Source organism: Heyndrickxia sp. NPDC080065 (genome assembly GCF_050281185.1).
Lineage (GTDB): Bacteria > Bacillota > Bacilli > Bacillales > Bacillaceae_C > Heyndrickxia.
Genome location: NZ_JBNNWS010000026.1, coordinates 34,817 through 54,975, shown reverse-complemented (window position 1 = coordinate 54,975; position 20,159 = coordinate 34,817). Strand labels below are relative to the sequence as shown.

At 36.7% G+C, this 20,159-nt stretch carries 16 protein-coding genes and 1 other annotated feature; of the genes, 3 read left to right on the top strand and 13 right to left on the bottom strand.

Translation table 11 applies throughout. From position 1 onward, the window contains the following. Positions 1-196: 196 nt before the first annotated feature. The 9 genes from ACQKP0_RS23140 to ilvD form a co-directional block, all read right to left on the bottom strand. Positions 197-1,333: an HAD family hydrolase gene (locus tag ACQKP0_RS23140; protein WP_427408180.1), complete on the bottom strand. Its 1,137-nt coding sequence runs from the start codon at positions 1,331-1,333 to the stop codon at positions 197-199. A 231-nt stretch (positions 1,334-1,564) separates the two neighbouring features. Continuing rightward, on the bottom strand, positions 1,565-2,155 hold the full coding sequence (gene leuD, locus ACQKP0_RS23135) for a 3-isopropylmalate dehydratase small subunit (protein WP_427408179.1): 591 nt from the start codon (positions 2,153-2,155) through the stop codon (positions 1,565-1,567). A gap of 14 nt (positions 2,156-2,169) precedes the next feature. Next, a complete protein-coding gene (gene leuC / locus ACQKP0_RS23130) occupies positions 2,170-3,582 on the bottom strand; it encodes a 3-isopropylmalate dehydratase large subunit (protein ID WP_427408178.1) in 1,413 nt (470 codons plus the stop codon). Between the two features lie 20 nt (positions 3,583-3,602). Then, complete coding sequence (gene leuB / locus ACQKP0_RS23125; RefSeq protein ID WP_427408177.1) at positions 3,603-4,712, bottom strand: 3-isopropylmalate dehydrogenase; 1,110 nt, start codon at positions 4,710-4,712, stop codon at positions 3,603-3,605. A gap of 227 nt (positions 4,713-4,939) precedes the next feature. Beyond that, positions 4,940-6,487 carry a 2-isopropylmalate synthase gene (locus ACQKP0_RS23120; protein ID WP_427408176.1) on the bottom strand — a complete coding sequence of 516 codons (1,548 nt, stop codon included), beginning with the start codon at positions 6,485-6,487 and terminating at the stop codon, positions 4,940-4,942. Beyond that, positions 6,474-7,502, bottom strand: coding sequence for a ketol-acid reductoisomerase (gene ilvC, locus ACQKP0_RS23115; protein WP_427408175.1), 1,029 nt, complete (start codon positions 7,500-7,502; stop codon positions 6,474-6,476). Before ilvC ends, ACQKP0_RS23120 begins: the two co-directional genes overlap by 14 nt. A 61-nt stretch (positions 7,503-7,563) precedes the next feature. Continuing rightward, positions 7,564-8,085, bottom strand: coding sequence for an acetolactate synthase small subunit (ilvN, locus tag ACQKP0_RS23110; RefSeq protein ID WP_427408174.1), 522 nt, complete (start codon positions 8,083-8,085; stop codon positions 7,564-7,566). Beyond that, entirely contained in the window at positions 8,082-9,791 is a 1,710-nt protein-coding gene (ilvB, locus tag ACQKP0_RS23105; protein ID WP_427408173.1) for an acetolactate synthase large subunit, read from the bottom strand. The genes ilvN and ilvB overlap by 4 nt, the downstream gene beginning before the upstream one ends. Positions 9,792-10,324: 533 nt before the next feature. After that, positions 10,325-10,596, bottom strand: a binding site (T-box leader). After that, positions 10,570-12,270 (bottom strand): dihydroxy-acid dehydratase, encoded by a 1,701-nt coding sequence (gene ilvD, locus ACQKP0_RS23100; protein ID WP_427408172.1) that lies wholly within the window; start codon positions 12,268-12,270, stop codon positions 10,570-10,572. Its footprint overlaps the feature before it by 27 nt. Positions 12,271-12,634: 364 nt before the next feature. On the opposite strand from ilvD, the gene ACQKP0_RS23095 reads away from it, so the two are divergent. From ACQKP0_RS23095 to thrB, 3 genes are read left to right on the top strand one after another with little or no spacing between them, the layout of a single operon-like run. Then, entirely contained in the window at positions 12,635-13,927 is a 1,293-nt protein-coding gene (locus ACQKP0_RS23095) for a homoserine dehydrogenase (protein ID WP_427408171.1), read from the top strand. Continuing rightward, complete coding sequence (thrC, locus tag ACQKP0_RS23090) at positions 13,928-14,986, top strand: threonine synthase (RefSeq protein ID WP_427408170.1); 1,059 nt, start codon at positions 13,928-13,930, stop codon at positions 14,984-14,986. It abuts the gene before it with no gap. Then, positions 14,983-15,903, top strand: a complete 921-nt coding sequence (gene thrB / locus ACQKP0_RS23085; protein WP_427408169.1) for a homoserine kinase — start codon at positions 14,983-14,985, stop codon at positions 15,901-15,903. Before thrC ends, thrB begins: the two co-directional genes overlap by 4 nt. 65 nt (positions 15,904-15,968) lie before the next feature. On the opposite strand, the gene ACQKP0_RS23080 is transcribed toward thrB, so the two are convergent. The 4 genes from ACQKP0_RS23080 to ACQKP0_RS23065 all read right to left on the bottom strand — a co-directional run bounded on the left by ACQKP0_RS23080 (position 15,969) and on the right by ACQKP0_RS23065 (position 20,145). Further along, positions 15,969-17,171 carry a CDP-glycerol glycerophosphotransferase family protein gene (locus ACQKP0_RS23080; protein ID WP_427408168.1) on the bottom strand — a complete coding sequence of 401 codons (1,203 nt, stop codon included), beginning with the start codon at positions 17,169-17,171 and terminating at the stop codon, positions 15,969-15,971. Positions 17,172-17,227: 56 nt separating this feature from the next. Then, positions 17,228-18,493, bottom strand: a complete 1,266-nt coding sequence (locus ACQKP0_RS23075) for a CDP-glycerol glycerophosphotransferase family protein (RefSeq protein ID WP_427408167.1) — start codon at positions 18,491-18,493, stop codon at positions 17,228-17,230. A gap of 207 nt (positions 18,494-18,700) precedes the next feature. Then, a complete protein-coding gene (locus ACQKP0_RS23070; protein ID WP_427408166.1) occupies positions 18,701-19,456 on the bottom strand; it encodes an SDR family oxidoreductase in 756 nt (251 codons plus the stop codon). Between the two features lie 2 nt (positions 19,457-19,458). Continuing rightward, a complete protein-coding gene (locus ACQKP0_RS23065; protein WP_427408165.1) occupies positions 19,459-20,145 on the bottom strand; it encodes an IspD/TarI family cytidylyltransferase in 687 nt (228 codons plus the stop codon). Between the last annotated feature and the right edge of the window lie 14 nt (positions 20,146-20,159).

The window sequence follows — 20,159 nt, the reverse complement described above, 5'->3', positions numbered from 1 at the left end:
CAAAATTAAAAGGCATGAGCCCAGTACAATACCGAGCTCATACCCAACAAGCTGCCTAACCGAAAAAACCTGTCTAACTTTATGGGGTCACTTCAATTTCGGTGTTTTTTGTATGATATTTAACCTGTTATTTCTCCATCTATTTTTAGTTTTGTACTTCAAAACAGAACCCGTTAGGAATAGCCCGGTATTTTATTTAATGTGCTTTTACTAATTCTTTTATTTTTAAGACGGAATCAAGTATAAACTCAGCATTGTATTCCTCAAATTCTCTTCTTGCATCCCTTCCAGATAATCCTGTTAAGACAGCTGCAAACCTACACCCCATTTTTCTTGCTGCTAAAAGATCGGCTAATGAATCGCCTACTACTAATATCTGGTCTCCATTTTCAATGGGTAAATTCATATTTAAGCATGAAGTAACGGGTGTCTGTTTACCTTTCGATGCTTGAATATATGTGTAAGGATTCGGTTTTGATAATGGGGCATAGCTCGGTTTCTCCTTTTCCGCCCGTAGAACATCATCTGCTGTAACAATCTTGTTTTGATCAAAATAGTTAATCCAATCTAAATACTCAAAAGGCTTAATCGTTTCAAGCTCAGGTCTCCCAGTCCCAATACCAATAGACATACCCGCATCAGTTAAATCCTGAAAAAGCTGGCCAATATCGCTTGGAGCAGCCAGTGTCTTCTCCTCCGAAAGAAAACCTTTTTTTCCAGTCTGAACAGAAGGCCTTCCTGTTGAGGAAAGGACATATTCATCACCAACATACCATTCTTGGGAAACATGCTCACAAACGGACCATAATGCACTTTTCGCGTTAAAAATCGTTGTTATGACACCAAGCTTTTTTTCCGCGAGGATATTTAAATAATGGAATAAGTTTTTTCCATTTGCCTTGCAGAGATTGAAATCAAGAAAAAATGAATCGAATTGAACCTCTACATCATACTTAGCGAAAACGTCTTTCATCTCGAGTAACGTTTGACGATCAATATCTTTTTGCAGCCAGTTTAGAACTTTTTTATGTTCTTTGCCATTGATTTGAGATAAAAGATGAAGCAATTGACAGCTGAAAGTTAAATAAATCATATCCCAATTGGCATTTAAGCCTCTTGATTTAAAAAACTTAAGAACTTTATCATTTTGAAATACCATTTCCCGTATAGTAGAAATCTCTTGATTACTAAGTTCTGTTGTAAATTTATCAGGACCCAACCCTAAATAATTGTCGCTATGTAAAAGCTCCCACACAGTTAAAGCAGAAGCATCAAAATATCTTTCTTCACTTAATAAAACTCCATCAACATCAAACAAAATGTGTTGTATCATGAATACCCTCCTTTATCTTATTAGTGTAACACAGAAGAATTATTTGAACATACGAAAAAAGCCCATTATAATAATGATTGTTTTGTTTGTCTATCGTTGAAAAACTCCCACTCCGCTGATTTCCTAATTGCATACTTTCGGTTGATCTAGACTTAACTTCACTCTTCAGAAAGTTATAAATTTAGTTAAACGATCAAAAATCACTGCTCAAATCAGCAGTGATTCATATAATCAGCTTCCAACACTGTGTTTCTCCTCATATTTTGCAATTTTTCCTTCCAGCATCATTGTAACTGCAATATCATCTAAACCTTTTAAAAGTGTTTCTTTCTGATAAGCATCAATCGTAAATTTATACTGGTAATTTCCCGAAATAAGCAATTGATTTTCAAGATCTACGGTAAAATATAGTGATTCTAATTCAGCTTCTTGAAGAATGGAATCTACTGCATTTTCACCCAATACAATCGGTAATATCCCATTTTTTAAACAGTTATTATAAAAAATATCTGCAAAGCTTGGTGCAATTATAACCTTAAATCCGTAATCTTGAAGTGCCCAAGGAGCATGTTCCCTTGAGGAGCCGCAGCCAAAATTCAGTCCTGTAACAAGTATCTGGGCACCTTGATACTTTTCTTGATTCAGAGGAAAATCTTGCTGCACTTCCCCATTATCATTAAAACGCCAGTGATAGAAAAGGCATTCACCAAATCCTTTTCTTTCAATTCTTTTTAAAAACTGTTTTGGTATAATTTGATCGGTATCAATATTCGCTCGCCCCAATGGTACGACTAAGCCTTTAAAAGTTTGAAATGGTTGCACAAATGGTCAGCCTCCTACAGAACTACTTTTTCCATTTTTCTTATATCTATAAATCTTCCATTAATAGCAGCTGCTGCAGCCATGATAGGACTAACAAGATGTGTTCTTGCCCCACTGCCTTGACGTCCTTCAAAATTACGATTTGAGGTAGACGCACATCTTTCACCAGTAGGAACGACATCATCATTCATCGCAAGACACATGCTGCATCCTGATTCGCGCCATTCGAAGCCTGCATCAATAAATATTTTATCTAAGCCTTCTGCTTCTGCTTGAGCCTTAACAGTTTGCGACCCTGGAACCACTAATGCTCTTACTTTTTCATGAACATGCTGCCCTTTAATTACTTCAGCCGCAGCACGCAGGTCACTTAATCTTGAATTCGTACAGGAACCTATGAAAACATGTTGAATTTCTATGTCCTTAATTGGGGTACCACCTATTAATCCCATATACTGAAGGGCTTTCTCAATAGATTCCTTCTCACTTTTATTCTCGATCTTGTCAGTTACTGGCAATCGTTCACTAATTGGTAAACACATTGATGGATTTGTTCCCCACGTTACTTGTGGTTCAACTGTTTCAGCATCAATTTCAATAGTATGATCATATTCAGCACCTTCATCAGATGCCAAGCTTAACCAATGCTCTGCCGCTTTTTTAAATTCCTCTCCTTGAGGCGAATACTTTCTTCCTTGTAGATAGGAAATGGTCGTTTCATCAGGGCTAATTAACCCTGCTCTTGCACCCGCTTCTATCGACATATTACAAATCGTCATACGTTCTTCCATAGACATATATCGAATTGCTTCACCTGTATATTCGGCGATATAGCCTGTTCCGACACCGATTCCATATTTCGCGATAATCGCTAATATTAAATCTTTAGCTGATACACCGTAACCGAGACGTCCGTTCACTTTTATTTGTAATGTTTTCGGACGACGCTGCCATAATGTTTGTGTGGCAAGAACATGCTCCACCTCACTAGTCCCAATCCCGAATGCAAGCGCTCCAAAAGCTCCGTGTGTTGATGTATGACTATCTCCGCAAACGATGGTTTTTCCTGGGGTTGTTAATCCAAGCTCTGGACCGATTACATGGACGATTCCTTGATCGGGATGATCAATCCCTGCAAGAGGAATATTAAATTCCTCGCAGTTTTTCTCTAAGGCACTCATTTGCTTTTTGGAAATAGGATCATTTGATATACGCTGTTTCATAGTAGAAATATTATGATCAACCGTCGCAAATGTTAAATCAGGTCTTCTCACTTTTCGATTGTTTACTCTTAAACTCTCAAATGCTTGAGGAGATGTGACTTCATGAACTAAATGTAAATCTATATAAAGCAAATCAGGTTTTCCTTCTTCATGATGGATCAAATGCTGATCCCATATTTTCTCTATAATTGTTTTAGGTTGCATTATTTCCCACCTCGTATTAATTAAATATAGGCATATTGTATTCCTGAAATGGCCTGGTTTTCATTTATTGCTTCAATAACTTTATCAATCATTTCTTTCGTTCCAACCTGTGTTCCATGCTGCAGATTTAAATCTGTAGTATGATAGCCTTCGATCAATACTTTCATAACCGCTTCTTCAACAATATTTGCCTCTTTATCTAGACCAAATGAAAATTTGAGCATCATCGAAGCTGATAAAATCATTCCAAGTGGATTGGCTAGATTTTTACCAGCAATATCTGGTGCTGATCCATGTACTGGTTCATACATTCCTACTGAATCACTTCTCAAACTTGATGATGGAAGCATTCCTAATGAACCTGTAATCATAGAAGCCTCATCACTTAAAATATCTCCAAATAAATTTTCTGTGACAATGACATCAAATTGTTCCGGTCGATAAATTAATTGCATAGAGGCAGAATCAACAAGCATATGCTGGACAGTTACATCTGGATAGTTTTTGGCGATCCGATTAACGACTTCACGCCACATTCTGCTTGATTCAAGAACATTCGCCTTATCGACAGATGTTAATTTTTTCTTTCGTTTTCTCGCCAATTGAAAGGCTTTATCTACTATTCTTTCAATCTCTTGAATCGTGTATGTTAATGTATCTATTGCCAATTCCTTATTTGTACCGCGCCTTTCACTCGGCTTTCCAAAATAAAGGCCGCCAGTTAGTTCCCTAACAATTAATAGATCAACATTTTCAATTACTTCCTTTTTTAAAGTCGATGTGTGAATGAGTGGTTCATATGCACATACAGGACGAAGGTTCGCAAAAAGGCCTAATTCCTTCCTAAGTCCAAGCAACCCTTGCTCTGGTCGGATATGATTGGAAACGGAATCCCATTTCGGTCCACCAACTGCGCCTAAAAGAATGGCATCACTTTCCTTACATAATTTTAAAGTCGATTCCGGAAGAGGAGTGCCGTATTCATCAATTGCTGCACCACCTATCAATCCTTCTTCAAAAGTAAAATGATGGTTAAAGCAATCAGCTATTGCTTGAAGAACACAGACAGCACCACTCATTACTTCAGGGCCAATCCCATCACCAGATAGAACAGCAATTCTTTTATCCATAAACCTTGCCTCCTTTTATTATTTGGCTCTTTTCGCATAGATTGTTGCTTTTCGTATATTGCTCCAATCCTTATATAAAATGGCTTCGTGCTCTTTTCTTCATCCTTTACTCACTAAGTAAGCAGTAAATAATCGTAAAAATCTTAAAGCCGATTTTTACTTTGGTGTTAAAATAAACAAAGTTTAAGAAAAGAACCTATCATTTTGAAATTTGAATTTATAAATAATTAATGGCTTACTAAGGCATTTTCACTTCTAAACCCTTCATGTATAAGGGCACGATTAACAGCATTTAAATATGCTCTAGCTGATGCCTCTAGTACATCTTGTGCCGATCCTCTTCCTCCAAATTCGACGCCATCGTACTTAACTTTTACAAAAGCATCTGCTAATGCATCCCTGCCAGAACCAATGGATTGGAGCTTATAATCTATTAATTCCACTGAACTATCAATGATACGACTTAACGTATTATAAATTGCCTCTACACTACCTGCACCTGTTGCTGCTTCCTCCAAAATTCTTCCATCTGGAGATTTTACAACAACTGTGGCTGTCGGTATATTGTTCGTTCCATATTGAACTTGAACATTTTGAAGCTCATATGTTTTAATATCTGGCTGCTCTGTTTGCTTATCTGCTAAGATGGCAAATAAATCGTCATCGGTTACTTCTTTTTTCCGATCTGTTAAGGCTTTAAATGAATCGAATGCTTCTTTCAGCTTTTCATTAGAAAGTTCAAACCCAAGCTCTGATGCCCTTTGCTTAAAGGCATGACGTCCAGAATGTTTTCCGAGAACAAGACGATTAGAGTGAACTCCAATTAATTCAGGAGTAATTATTTCATAGGTAGATGCTTCTTTTAATACTCCGTCTTGATGAATTCCCGACTCATGTGCAAAAGCATTTGCCCCGACAATTGCTTTATTTCCCGGGACGACCATCCCAGTTAACTTACTAATTAATTGACTCGTATGTTTAATTTCACTAAGATTTAATCCAGTTTTTACTTGATAAAAGTCTTTTCTAATATGCAATGCGACCGCGATTTCTTCTAAACCCACATTCCCTGCTCTTTCACCAATCCCATTGATCGTCCCTTCAACTTGACCAGCGCCATTTTCGATTGCTGCCAATGAATTTGGGGTGGCCATCCCAAGATCGTCATGGCAATGTGCTGATAGGATTACTTTCGATATATTTGGAACATTTTGTTGAACAAAGGCAAAAAGTTCGCCATATTCTTCAGGTGTTGCATAACCAACTGTATCTGGCAAATTAATAACAGTTGCTCCTGCATTAATAACCTCTGTAATGATTTTGACTAAAAACCATTTATCCGACCGACTGGCATCTTCTGCAGACCATTGCACCTGTGGAAATTTTTTCTTGGCATATTTTACAGCGTCTACTGCCAACGATAGAACTTCATCGGGAGTCTTTCTTAATTTATAGGTCATATGGATAGGGGATGTAGCAAGAAAAATATGAATTCGTGGCTCCGCCGAATATTGAAGTGCATCCCAAGCAATATCGATATCCTGTTTATTTGTTCTTGCTAATCCAGTAACAGAACTGTTACGAATTGATTTCGCAATTGATTGAACCGCTTGGAAATCTCCTTTGGAGGAAGCAGGAAAACCTGCTTCCATAATATCCACTCCAAGTCTTTCAAGCTGCTTAGCTATTTCTAGTTTCTCTAATTCATTTAAATTAACACCAATAGACTGTTCACCATCTCGAAGGGTTGTATCAAAAATATTAATTTTTCGCATATGCTGCCACATCCTCTTGTTTTTGCTTCTTTTTCACAAATGGCATGAGCTCTCTTAATTCTTCGCCAACTACTTCAATTTGATGTTTATTTTCACTAGAATTAATTGCATTAAATACAGGACGATTCGCTTGATTTTCTAAAATCCAGCCTTTTGCAAATTGACCAGTTTGAATATCTTTTAGAATTTCACCCATTCGTTTTTTCGTTTCTTCATTAACCACTCGAGGTCCTGAAACAAAGTCACCCCATTGAGCTGTATCTGAGATAGAGTAACGCATATTTTTAAGTCCACCTTCATAGATCAAATCAACGATCAATTTCATTTCATGAAGACATTCAAAATAAGCTACTTCAGGTTGATATCCTGCTTCTGTCAATGTTTCAAATCCCGCTTTAATTAAGGATGTTAATCCACCGCATAGTACGGCCTGCTCCCCAAATAAATCAGTTTCTGTCTCCTCTTTAAATGTAGTTTCCAACACACCTGCTCTTGAACCTCCAATTCCTTTTGAATAAGCTAGAGCAATTTCGCGCGCTTCGCCAGATACATCTTGATAAACACCAATTAGAGCTGGAACACCTGCACCCTCAACATATGTTCTCCTCACTAGATGACCAGGTCCTTTTGGTGCAACAAGAAATACATCAACATTTTCCGGTGGAACAATTTGCGTAAAATGTACGTTGAATCCATGAGCGAATGCTAGTGCCTTTCCTGCAAACAAAGCGGGTTCAATTTCTTCTTTATACACCTGAGTTTGTCTTTCATCTGGTAAAAGAATCATAATTAAATCTGCTTCTTCACTAGCTTCTCTAACAGACTTTACAGAGAAGCCATCCTGCTCTGCCTGTTCCCATGATTTCCCTTTTCTTAGCCCAACGACAACATCAAATCCACTATCACGTAAATTTTGTGCATGTGCATGACCTTGAGAACCATATCCAACAATTGCAATCTTTTTGTTTTTCAAAACTTCCACTTGAATATCAGAATCATAATATACTTTTGCCATTTTTTATCTTCTCCTTTTAATCTCTTATATTTATTTAAATTTTTGTTACTAGCGTTATTTATTACTTCAATAGTGAAAACGAAGCTAATTCTGCGACTGGTTTTTGTGCCCCTCTCAGAAAAGCGGTTAAACCAGTTCGCGCCATTTCTTTGATTCCATATGGTTTTAATAAATCGATGAGAGCTTCTATTTTATTGGTATCACCTGTTACTTGAATCGTGACACTGTCCTTACTCACATCGATGATGGAAGCTCTGAACGGTTCAACAATTCCACTAATTTCATTTCTTGTTTGAGGATTGCTATATACTTTGATCAAAGCCAATTCTCTTGCAACAATAGCTTGATCGGTTATATCCGTTACCTTTAATACATCTATTAACTTATTTAATTGTTTAGTAAGCTGCTCAGCTTGTCGGTCATCTTCAACATTAACCACAATTGTCATTCTAGAAATTTCTTCATTTTCTGTATGTCCAACCGTTATACTGTCAATATTGAATTGCCTTTTTGATAGCACCCCTGTTACCCGATTTAACACACCACTCTGGTTTAAAACGGTTAAGGTTACAATCCGTTTCATGGCTTCACTCCTATCATTTCGTGTGATCCTTTTCCTGGAGCAATCATCGGATTTACATTTTCCTCCTGTTTCACTCGGCAATCGATTACTATTGGCATGGAATCCATTAAATGCTGTGAAAATATCTCCTCAGCTTCTTGTTCATTTGACACTCTGACTCCTTTAATACCGTAGCTTTCAGCTAATTTAACGAAATCTGGTTGAACAGGTATATGGGAATAAGAATATCGCTTATCATAAAAAGTTTGTTGCCATTGTCTTACCATACCTAGCGCTAAATTATTTACAATAACCACCTTAACAGGCAGATTCAATTCTTTAACAACAGCGAGTTCCTGGAATGTCATTTGAAAGCCACCATCACCTACTATTGAAACGACTGGATGTTCAGGTAAGGCTATTTGTGCACCAATGGCTGCTGGAAAACCGAATCCCATCGTTCCAAGCCCACCTGAGGTTACCCAGCGATGAGGCTTCTCAAAGTGATAATATTGAGCAGTCCACATTTGGTGCTGGCCGACATCAGTAGTAATAATCGCTTCACCATTTGTATATTGATGGACTAGTTCAATTAAACGCTGCGGCGACATTTCTTCTTCATCTTTTTTATACCAAAGAGGGAAATTATCCTTATTTTCAGTCAACTTACTATGCCACTGATCAATATTTACAGAAGGAATCTCTTCTTCTAGAAGTTTAGCTAATGCTTCCTTTGCATCTGCCACAATCGGGATGTGTGTCGAAACATTTTTACCAATCTCCGCTGCATCGATATCTATGTGTGCTACCTTTGCATTAGGAGCGAAGTGGGATAAGTTTCCCGTTAATCGATCATCAAAGCGTGCTCCGATATTAATGAGCAGATCCGATTCGTATATTGCCATATTGGCTGTATATGTTCCATGCATACCTGCCATCCCCAAGAAAAGTGGGTGCTTTGCAGGAAAACTTCCTAGTCCTAGTAAAGTATTGGTAACTGGAATTTGGTACTTTTGGGCAAATTCAAGTAATAATTCCGTTGCTTTTGCATGTAAAACACCTGCACCGGCTAATAGAATTGGTTTATTAGCCCGTGAAATAGCTTCTAACAGTTTCTTTATTTGTAATGGATTTGGATTATAGTTTGGTTGATATCCTGGTAACTGGATGTCTACTTCTGTTGATAATTGAATTTTTTGTGAGCAAATATCTTTCGGAATATCAATCAAAACAGGTCCTGGACGTCCGGTTGATGCGATATGAAAAGCTTCCTTTACAATTCTAGGAAGGTCTTTAAGATCCCGCACTTGATAATTATGCTTTGTAATTGGAGTTGTAATGCCGATTACATCGGCTTCCTGAAATGCATCAGATCCAATAACCGTACTTGCTACTTGCCCTGTGAATACAACAAGTGGCAAGGAATCCATCATGGCATCGGTTAAACCGGTAACTAGGTTTGTAGCACCTGGCCCGGATGTTGCAATTACTACTCCAGGTTTCCCTGTTACCCGTGCATAACCCTCAGCAGCATGAATTGCACCTTGTTCATGCCTTGCAAGCACATGCTTAATTTCTTTCCCATAGAGTGCATCATAGATTGGTAATACTGCTCCTCCTGGATATCCGAATAAGACTTCTACACCCTCATTGATGATTAATTGAATTAATGCATCTGCTCCATTTAATTCATCCAGTTGACTATCTTCAATTGCTTTAGCCCGCACTATTTTCCCTCCTAGGTTTGATTATTATTAAGGCTGTTTTCAAAACTTTGTTGCTCTTGACAAGGTGTGTTGATTTCCACTCCAGGATGCTCGCTTTCCGCGGGGCGGACGGTGAGCCTCCTCTTCGCTGCGCTCCTGTGGGGTCTCACCTGTCCCGCTGATCCCGCAGGAGTCTCGCACCTTCCGTTCCAATCAACATGTTTATCAACAGTTTGCGTTTTTCAAAAATTGTTTCAAAAACAACAATCTTTTAGAAAGGCTCTTTTCTTAAACTTTGTTGCTATTTGTAAATAGAGTAAAAATCGGCAGAGATTTTACGCAGTAAATATCTAGTAGGATTTTTACGGTTATTTTCTGCTATCAGAATGAAATATAGGATGTAGAAAAGAGCACGACACTATATTTATTCAGGCTTCACACTATATGCGAAAAGCAACAATCTATACGAAAACAGCCTTTAGAAAAGAACCATTATTAATGTAAAAAAAGCCCAATCATCCTCAAAAATATAGCAGCTTTTAATCTACCAAATATTCAGGGATGAAAAGACTTCTTTTCACGGTACCACCCATCTTTATGACGATCTTACGAACGTCACCTCATGTAGCAGCTAAGTATAAAAAACATTACTTGCTGTTACCTTTTTTGTAACGAGTGTTTAAGTGTACACTCGGCTAATCCTACTTGTTTCCTTTCAGACTAGCACTCAAGGGTGAGTCCTGATAAGGGGTATTATCGGTTTCCAGCAATCCCGACTCTCTTTGAATACCTGGTCTTATCATTTGGTCCCTGTCAACGTTTTTTGCGGTGATATAATTTTTAATACTCCTCCAGTATTTGCTGATGTTACAAGAGCTGCATATCTTGCTAAATAACCAGAAGTTATTTTTGGCTCTGGAGGTATCCAATTATTTTTTCTTCTTTCTAGTTCAGCATCTGTTAGCATCACATTGATCGAACGATTAGTTAAGTCGATCATAATTTGATCTCCGTTTTCTATGAAAGCAATTGGGCCGCCATCTGCGGCTTCTGGAGAAATATGTCCAACACATATCCCTCTAGTAGCTCCTGAGAATCTACCATCGGTAATTAGTGCAACACTTGTAGACAATCCTCTTCCTACAATAGAGGAAGTTGGTGCTAACATCTCTGGCATTCCCGGTCCTCCTTTTGGACCTTCATAGCGAATCACTACTACATGACTTTCATGGACCAATCCACTATCGATACCCTCTTGTGCTTCATCTTGTGATTCGAAGACGATCGCTTCGCCTAAAAATGTTTTAATCGAAGGATCGACTGCTCCTACTTTGATCACTCCACCATCAGGGGCAATGTTTCCTTTTAAAATCGATAATCCCCCAACAGGGCTGTATGCATTCTCTATCGGACGAATAACATCCTTATCATGAATTTCTGCATCCTTTACATTCTCGTATATACTTTTTCCTGTTATTGTTATTCGATCCTTATGAATCGCCCCATCGATTGTACATAGCTCTTTGACGATGGCACTAATTCCTCCTGCCCGATGAACATCTTGCATGGAGTAATCGGATGCCGGGCTTATTTTTGATAAATATGGAACCCGTTTAGCTACTTCATTGATTTGGTCAAGCTCATATTCAATACCAGCTTCATGAGCAATTGCCAAAGTATGTAATACAGTATTGGTTGATCCGCCCATTGCCATATCTAGTGCAAAAGCGTCATCGATCGCTTCTTTTGTAATGATGTCACGGGGTTTAATGTCTTTTTCAATGCAGTTCATTAAATGTTTTACGGCTTCTTTTATGATCCGATGTCTTTCATCTGAAGTAGCAACGATCGTTGCATTCCCCGGCGGGGTAAGTCCTAAAATTTCCATCAGAGAGTTCATCGAATTCGCTGTAAACATTCCCGAGCATGAACCACATGTTGGACAAGCGCTTGTTTCAAGTGCTATTAATTCTGCTTCATCTATTTTTCCAGATTTATATGCTCCAACACCTTCAAAAACCGATGTGAGGGAAAGATTTTTTCCTTCTGCTGATTTTCCTGCTTCCATCGGTCCCCCAGATACAAAGACGGATGGAACATTTGTCCTTGCAGCAGCCATCAACATTCCCGGTGTGATTTTGTCACAGTTAGGAATGTAAAACACCCCATCAAACCAATGCGCATTAATAACCGTTTCGGCACTATCAGCGATCAATTCTCGACTTGGAAGAGAATACCTCATTCCGATATGTCCCATGGCTATTCCGTCATCAACACCGATTGTGTTAAATTCAAACGGAACACCGCCAGCCTCCCAAATCGCTTCCTTAACTACTTCTGCAAACTTATTTAAATGCTTATGTCCTGGAATAATATCTACATAGGAATTACAAACACCGATAAAAGGTTTATTTAAATCCTTTGTCTTTACCCCCGCTGCATACAGTAAACTTCGATGCGGAGCACGGTCAATTCCTTTTTTTATCATGTCACTTCTCATGCCGTCACTCTTCATCTCCTTGATTTCAATTAATGAATCTTTTGAAAAAACATTTAATTGTTGACAATCATACGCCTATAAATTTTGCCGGTCAACCCCTTTTTGGTAAATTTTTTGACTATTTAGATTAGACTGTCAAATTAGAAAACGCTTACATTACTACCGCTATCATGTTCTTTATCGTTCAAAAAATTGTAATAATTTTTTGTATTTGTAAGTTTTTAAAAAGATAAAATGAATTTTTATTAAAACGGGGTTGTGAAATACTAGTTATTAGGATTATAATGTCCGTTATAGATAGACAATTGTTTTTCTGTAGTGGATTACACGATTATTGATAACTTCCAAGAATGGAGTGGTACATTTGGAGAAAATTTCAGTCGGACTATTAGGATTTGGAACAGTTGGTACAGGAGTCATTCATTTATTAACAAATGAACAGAATAAATTTCAACAACAAACAGGTTCTAAAGTTGAAATTCAAAAAATCCTTGTTAAAGATCGTGAAAAAAATAGAAAAATAAATGAATATGATCATCTCTTAACCTTAGATCCTAGTGAAATATTAGAAAATCCTGAGATTGACATTGTTATAGAGGTAATGGGAGGAATCCAGGAAGCAAGACAATACATCCATACTGCTTTAAAAAATAAAAAGCATGTTATTACAGCTAATAAAGACTTAATGGCCATTCATGGAAGTGAACTTTTACAAGCTGCTTCAGATCAAGGCTGTGATCTATACTATGAAGCTAGTGTTGGCGGAGGAATACCGATCCTCCGGAGTCTGACAGATGGGCTAGCGGCTGATAGAATAAAAAAAATCATTGGAATTGTGAATGGAACAACGAATTATATTTTAAGTAAAATGAGTCACCAATCTGTCAATTATGAAAAAGTATTACAAGAAGCACAATCACTTGGCTTTGCTGAAGCGGATCCGACATCAGATGTAGAAGGATTAGATGCAGCAAGAAAAATGGTTATTTTAAGTCATTTAGCTTATTCGATTCCAGTTACATTAGAAGATGTGGTTGTTGAAGGAATTACACGTGTTGCAGAAGAAGATATCTTATATAGTAAAAAACTTGGCTACACGATAAAGCTTGTTGGTATTGCAGAGGTCGAAGATGATGAGATCGATATTCGTGTAGGACCAACCTTATTACCTACCGGTCATCCACTCGCTTCAGTTGATAATGAATATAATGCTATTTATGTTTATGGGCAATCTGTTGGGGAAACGATGTTTTACGGACCAGGTGCCGGTGAGCTTCCAACAGCCATCGCAATAGTATCTGACCTGATTTCCGTAGTAAAAAATATAAAACATGGTACAAGTGGTCACCATATTTTCCTTCCAAACCAAGAAAAGAAGTGTAAATTGGTCGAAGACATTGAAGGGCAGTATTTCATGCGTTTACATGTTAAGGATCAACCTGGTGCATTGTCGAAGATTACGGGATTATTTAATGAGCAAGAGATTAGCTTGCAAAAGATCATCCAGGAGCCATTATTATCAGAGAAGCTAGCAGAAGTAGCAATCATTACCCATACAACAAAGCAGCATCAATTTGAGCAAATCTATCAGTTATTAAAAGACTTAGAGGTTGTTAGAGATGTCAAAAGCTATTATCGAGTAGAAGGGATGAATTAAATGTACTGGCAAGGATTAATCAATCAATATAAAGAGTATTTACCTATAAATGAGCAAACACCTGGCCTAAGCCTAATGGAAGGTAATACTCCATTAATTCCTTTAAATATACTATCTGAAAAAATGCAAGCTGAAATTTATGTAAAATATGAAGGGGCAAACCCTACTGGAAGCTTTAAGGATCGTGGAATGGTTCTTGCCGTTGCAAAGGCCAAGGAAAATGGTAGTCGCGGGGTTATTTGTGCTTCCACTGGAAATACAGCTGCAGCGGCTGCAGCATATAGTACTAGGGCTGGACTTGATTGTGTGATTGTTATTCCAAAGGGGAAAATTGCATTAGGCAAATTAGCTCAAGCTGTCATGTATGGTGCGAAAATTTTCGAGATTGAAGGGAACTTTGATCAAGCTCTGGAAATGGTGATACATACTGCTGAACAATCAGAATTTACACTAGTTAATTCTGTCAATCCCTTTCGTTTGGAAGGGCAAAAAACAGCTGCATTTGAAATTTGTGAACAATTAGGTGTAGCACCCGATATATTAGCAATCCCTGTAGGAAATGCAGGAAATATATCAGCTTACTGGAAAGGGTTTAAAGAATTTCATAATAAAAAAGGCTATTCTCTTCCAGAAATGCGTGGATTTGAAGCAGAAGGCTCTGCTGCAATCGTTAGAAATAAAATCATAGAATCTCCTGAAACGATTGCTACCGCCATCAGAATTGGTAACCCTGCAAGCTGGAAGCTGGCAGTGGCAGCTGCAAACGAATCGAAAGGGAAAATAGATAGTGTTACAGATAATGAGATTTTAGAAAGCTATAAAGAGCTTGCGGCTTTAGAAGGAATATTTGCAGAGCCTGCTTCATGTGCTTCAATTGCAGGGATTAAGAAACAAATTCAAACAGGTGAAATTAAGAAGGGAAGTAAAGTCGTTGCTGTTTTAACAGGAAATGGATTAAAAGATCCAGCTATTGCGATGGACCAATTAAACATTCAACCAGTAACATTAAAAGCAAATAAAGCAGAACTGCTCAACAATCTTAAGCTGGTGACAATATGAAGCACCCGTCTTTTTGTCTTAAAATTCCAGGAAGCACAGCAAATCTTGGACCAGGATTTGATTCAATCGGCCTAGCTATCGATCGATATTTATATGTAAATGTTGAGGAATCAGATAAATGGGACATACAAATTGCATGCGAATCAATGTCACTGCCAGATACAAAAGAAAATCTTATCTACCTTGCAGCTACGCATATTAGTAATTATTTCAAAAAAGAATTGCCTCCATTAAAAATTTCGATGCATAGTGAAATACCACTTGCACGCGGCCTAGGGAGCAGTGCTGCAGCAATCGTTGCAGGAATAGAAATAGCTGACATTATTCTTAAGCTCAAATTAAGCTCGAAAGAAAAAGGACATTTTGCCAGCCGCTTTGAGGGGCATCCAGACAATGCAACTGCCTCATTATATGGTGGGCTGACAATTTCCACTCATTCTGAAGAAACGACAGAAACAATTATTTTTCCCGCACCAAAGATTGAGATTATAGCAATGATTCCAGAGTCTGAATTAAAAACCAAAGAAGCTAGATCAGTCTTGCCTGAAGCATTAGCATTTCGAAAAGCTATTGAAGGCAGCAGCATTAGCAATGTGCTGATAGCAGCTATCCTTCAAAACGACTGGATAATGGCAGGAAAAATGATGGAAAAAGATATATTCCATCAACCATATCGTTCAGAACTCGTGCCGGATTTACCTAAAATAACTGCACTTGGACATGACTTAGGAGTATATGGGACAATTCTTAGCGGCGCAGGACCAACAATCATCTCATTCGTTCCAATAAATAAAGGGAAACAGATAGCACAGCATATTTCCGAAATATTTATAGATTATCATTTTGAAGTTTTACAGCCAGTTTCAAACGGAGTAATGATAGTGCCAAATTATCAAACTAAAATTCAGTTGCTTTAATGAATACTTGATCAAAAAATAAAGGCTAAACCAATAGTTTAGCCTTTTATTTTAAAATATGAGAACTACGATACCTTTTCCTTTACATCCTCGCTTATTTCATTCTCTACTTCAATAAAATGCTTTACAATTCTTTTTGAAGCATTTCCATCAATATAGTCAAAAAATCTCTGTCTAAACTGATTAACGCGCTGCAGGTCAAACTTCTCTTCCTGAATCCATTCTATTAAAGAACTTGTCTCATTAAAAAGTGGACCAGGAATAATAGATTCGTAATCATAGTAGAAATCCCTTTGCTCCACATACTCTTGCAAATCATTTGCAAAAAAAGCAATTGGGCGACAAAGTAAGCTATAATCTACAAATACAGTTGAGTAATCTGTAATTAAAAGATCCGCTAAAACTAATAATTCTTGAATATGAAAATTGTCGTGAATATGATAGGCAAAATCCAAATCCTCTTCACGTAAAATCAGCCCCGACTGCATGTATGGATGCAAATGAATAAGCAGTGCATATTCGGATTCGAGCTTTTCTTTCATATAACTGATATCAATGGGACAAGCAAAAGACTCTTGATCATGACTTTTCCCTCTATATGTTGGTGCATATAAAATTAATTTCTTATCTATTAATTCAGGAAAAGCCTGATAAAATCTATCTTTCAATTTAATTATTTCATCAGTTGCGAAAAAATAATCAGTTCTCGGTATTCCTAATGGATAAATTTGTTCCTTTGGCATGCCAAAGGCTTCAGCATAAAATGGGACAACCTCAGATGAACTCACATATACCCTAGAATAATTTGAATGAATTTTTACATGTTTTAAATATTCTAAACTCGGGCCATAAGATTTACCGATCGTGCTAAGTCCAAATTTTTTTAAGGCACCAGATCCATGCCAAAGCTGAATGACTTCCGTTCCCTTTCTTGGTTTAATCACGTAAATCGGAAAATAGTAATCATCGATGACGAAATATCGTGAAGTCGCCAAATAATAGCAGGCACGAACCATATGAATGAAATAACTAAATTTACCTAAAGCAGAAGCTTTAAATTTTTTAAAGACAAAATGGGACTCATAATTGGGATACTGCTTTTGAAGCTCCCTCCAGATAAAGTACAAATTTCCAGTAAGTTTATCTGATCGATACGAAGCAAATGTTACCTTCTTCTTCTTTACTCTAAACAGCAAACAAAAGCTATAAAAAACAATTTGAATCATAATTTTCACAAAGATTGTAGGTACTAATTTTACTTTATTCATGCCTATACCTACCTTTCATAGAAGCATCCATCCATTTATGCGTCCTCGATCTATAGCTATATTTCTAAAATGTTTTTATACATATAATCTACTTGTTTTTCTAAAACCCTTCCCTGATTTTCCTTAGAGTAAAAAATATTAAGGACCCTTTGTCTTTCATCCTTATATAGGCTTGGATCGTTTATATATTCCTTTAAGTCATTTAACAATTCTGGGAAAGTACGTGCTTTTGGGCCAGGTGTAACATCAAAATAGCCATGATACATTTCATTTGATTTTTCCAAATATTTTTCTAGATCATAACAATAAAAAGCAACCGGCCTATCCAGGAGCAGATAATCAGTATAACAGCTTGAATAATCGGTTAATAGAATATCCGTATATTTAAGCAAGAATTGAGGGTCAATATTATCTTCGCTAATATCAATAATATGCTTAAACTGTTTCGGAATATATCCACTGCTATACATATGCCTTTTAATGACAAATTTATATCCTGTTTCCTCACAGAACTGTTCCATTTTTTGAAAGTCGAAAACGAGATTAATATCGGTATCAATTTTTCCAAAGTTACGGTGTGTAGGCATGTAAGTAATAATTTTATTTTCCTTTATAAAAGATGGGACATCCGCATCTTCTTCAGAATCGATAAAAAAGATATCGTTTCTTACCTGGCCGAGTTCTAAAACATTTTCCTCTTTGACTAGATACGTCTCAGGATAATAGGATGAAACTTTTTCACTTGTGGAGACAACGTAATTTGTCTTGGCTGAATTAGTTTTTACAACAAATTTACCAAAAAATCTTTTAATCAAACTCTTTTCATGCAGAATTTTATACGTAAAAGTATTTTTATTAGCTCCCCACACCTTTTTTAGGCCAACACCATGCCAAGTATTGTAAGAAATTGCTCCACCGAGCAAAACTTTATAAAAGTCATCATTGATAGAGTGGGAATGGATAGCCAGTTTCGCTCTTAATTGATAAACAATTCCTTTAGAGGAATTATGTTTAAAAGCCTGAAACCCCTTTTCTCTTAACTCTGAAACAGTGTTTGGATCTTTAGAAATCCAAACACATGTTAATTCAGGATTTTTCACCATTTCTAAAAAAAGATACTTCGGATTTCCTCTAAATCCTCTTCCATTCTCTGCACCAAATATAACTAGATTCTTATCTTTGGGAATCAGTTTTGATAAATACCAAATGGTAACGACAACTGTTCTTTTCCCAATAAGTTTGCTTTTCTTAATAAGATTTTTATTAACTGAAATTAATATCAAAACCAATAAAATGATTTGAATAATATTGTGAACTTGCATATTATTTATCCCTCTTTAGTTGATCAAAGCAGTTTTTTCAATAATTGTAAAACACCTTAAATAGATATTACTACGTAAAATCTCAGCTGATTTTAACCTGTTGCTATTTCATAACAAGTTGGAAATCCTACTATTAATGTGTCAGGGCATCTTTTCTTAGAAAATCGATTCAAGAGCAGCAACGTTTAAGAAAAGAACCTTGATCAATTACGATGTTTGTTTTGAAAGAATTTTTTCATTTCCCTTTTTCACAAATGTTTTTTGGACCTGCTTTCTAACAATTATGTTTTGCCCGTCAAGACATATCCCTGTGTCAGAAAGTAAATTCTCAACAACTTCGCCGACATGCTCTGGTTGCATAATTGTAGTCGGATCCTCATCTGGAGCCAAAATTTTTCTCAACTCTGTTGCACATCGTCCAGGAGAAATACAATATACTAAAATACCATACTCTGATAATTCCTCTGATAATGTTTGAGACATACTAATAATAGCTGCCTTAGAGGAAGCATAAGCCAACCAGCCTGGACGAGCTGTCATGCCTGCTGTTGAAGCAACATTTAGGATTTTTCCTCCTGTTTTTTTCATAAACTTTACAACTTCTTTTGTAATGTAAAAAATTGAATGAACATTAATTTTATAAGTCGTTTCCCAATCATCAATTGAGGTTTCTAATAAAGATTTTGGATTTGCAAATCCTGCAACATTTAAGAGATAATCAATGCTTCCATATCGATTTCCAACAGCGAAAATAAGATTTTCTACTTCTTCATAATTCGTTAAATCAATTGCATGGCATTCAATTGTTTTCCCTGATTGCATTTGCTCAGCAGTTTCCAATAAACCTTCCTTAGATCTAGAAATAAGAATAAAATTCGTTATGTCTTCTCTATGGCTAAGATTAATAGCAATTGCTCTTCCAATTCCACGACTAGCACCTGTGATTACACATGTTTTTGACATACTTATTCCTCCATTAGGATGTATTCTTTATATAAAACTTCCGCAATCTTTCTATCAACTGGTTTAGTTATTTTTATGTTATAGTCACTTCCCTTAAGGACTTTAATATCTGTCTTGAAAAAATGAAAGAATAAGCTTGCGTCCTCAGTAAATTCCATGCTTTCTTCTCGTGCACATTCATGCGCATATAATAATTTATTTCTATTAAATTTTTGTGGCAATTGAATATTAATTAATTGATCACGGACTAAATTGTTTTCGATAAAATCCTTCCCTTCTAGGACAGTAAAAGGAATGTCCAGTCCATAGATTGCGCTTTCATTTCCTGCATTTATTAGATTAATAAATTCTTCCTTTGTAACAAATGGTCTCACTGCCTCATGAACAATAACTTGATCAAATCTTGCAGATTTTAGGGCTAAATAAACAGATTCCTGCCTTGTTGCTCCACCTTCAATGCAGTGAATAGGAGTGGAGAATCCATAATTCCTAATAATTTCCTCTGTTTTATGAATAAACTCCTTAGGTGAAGGGATTATTATTTCCTTTATGGATTCTATTAAATCAATTTTTTCTAAAATATGAACAAGTATTGGTTTCCCACCTAGCAATAAAAACTGCTTAGGAATGTTCACTTGCATTCTTTTCCCTATTCCACCAGACAATAAAACAAAGCTAAACTCTCCCATTTGGAACCTCCATT

Excerpts from the sequence above, each read along its gene's own strand:
- ACQKP0_RS23070 (WP_427408166.1), bottom strand. The coding sequence starts at position 19,456 with ATGTCAAAAACATGTGTAATCACAGGTGCTAGTCGTGGAATTGGAAGA.
- leuB (WP_427408177.1), bottom strand. The coding sequence starts at position 4,712 with ATGGATAAAAGAATTGCTGTTCTATCTGGTGATGGGATTGGCCCTGAA.
- ACQKP0_RS23080 (WP_427408168.1), bottom strand. The coding sequence starts at position 17,171 with ATGAATAAAGTAAAATTAGTACCTACAATCTTTGTGAAAATTATGATT.
- thrC (WP_427408170.1), top strand. The coding sequence starts at position 13,928 with ATGTACTGGCAAGGATTAATCAATCAATATAAAGAGTATTTACCTATA.
- ACQKP0_RS23065 (WP_427408165.1), bottom strand. The coding sequence starts at position 20,145 with ATGGGAGAGTTTAGCTTTGTTTTATTGTCTGGTGGAATAGGGAAAAGA.
- ilvC (WP_427408175.1), bottom strand. The coding sequence starts at position 7,502 with ATGGCAAAAGTATATTATGATTCTGATATTCAAGTGGAAGTTTTGAAA.
- ilvD (WP_427408172.1), bottom strand. The coding sequence starts at position 12,270 with ATGAGAAGTGACATGATAAAAAAAGGAATTGACCGTGCTCCGCATCGA.
- ACQKP0_RS23140 (WP_427408180.1), bottom strand. The coding sequence starts at position 1,333 with ATGATACAACACATTTTGTTTGATGTTGATGGAGTTTTATTAAGTGAA.
- leuC (WP_427408178.1), bottom strand. The coding sequence starts at position 3,582 with ATGCAACCTAAAACAATTATAGAGAAAATATGGGATCAGCATTTGATC.
- thrB (WP_427408169.1), top strand. The coding sequence starts at position 14,983 with ATGAAGCACCCGTCTTTTTGTCTTAAAATTCCAGGAAGCACAGCAAAT.
- ilvN (WP_427408174.1), bottom strand. The coding sequence starts at position 8,085 with ATGAAACGGATTGTAACCTTAACCGTTTTAAACCAGAGTGGTGTGTTA.
- ACQKP0_RS23075 (WP_427408167.1), bottom strand. The coding sequence starts at position 18,493 with ATGCAAGTTCACAATATTATTCAAATCATTTTATTGGTTTTGATATTA.
- ACQKP0_RS23120 (WP_427408176.1), bottom strand. The coding sequence starts at position 6,487 with ATGCGAAAAATTAATATTTTTGATACAACCCTTCGAGATGGTGAACAG.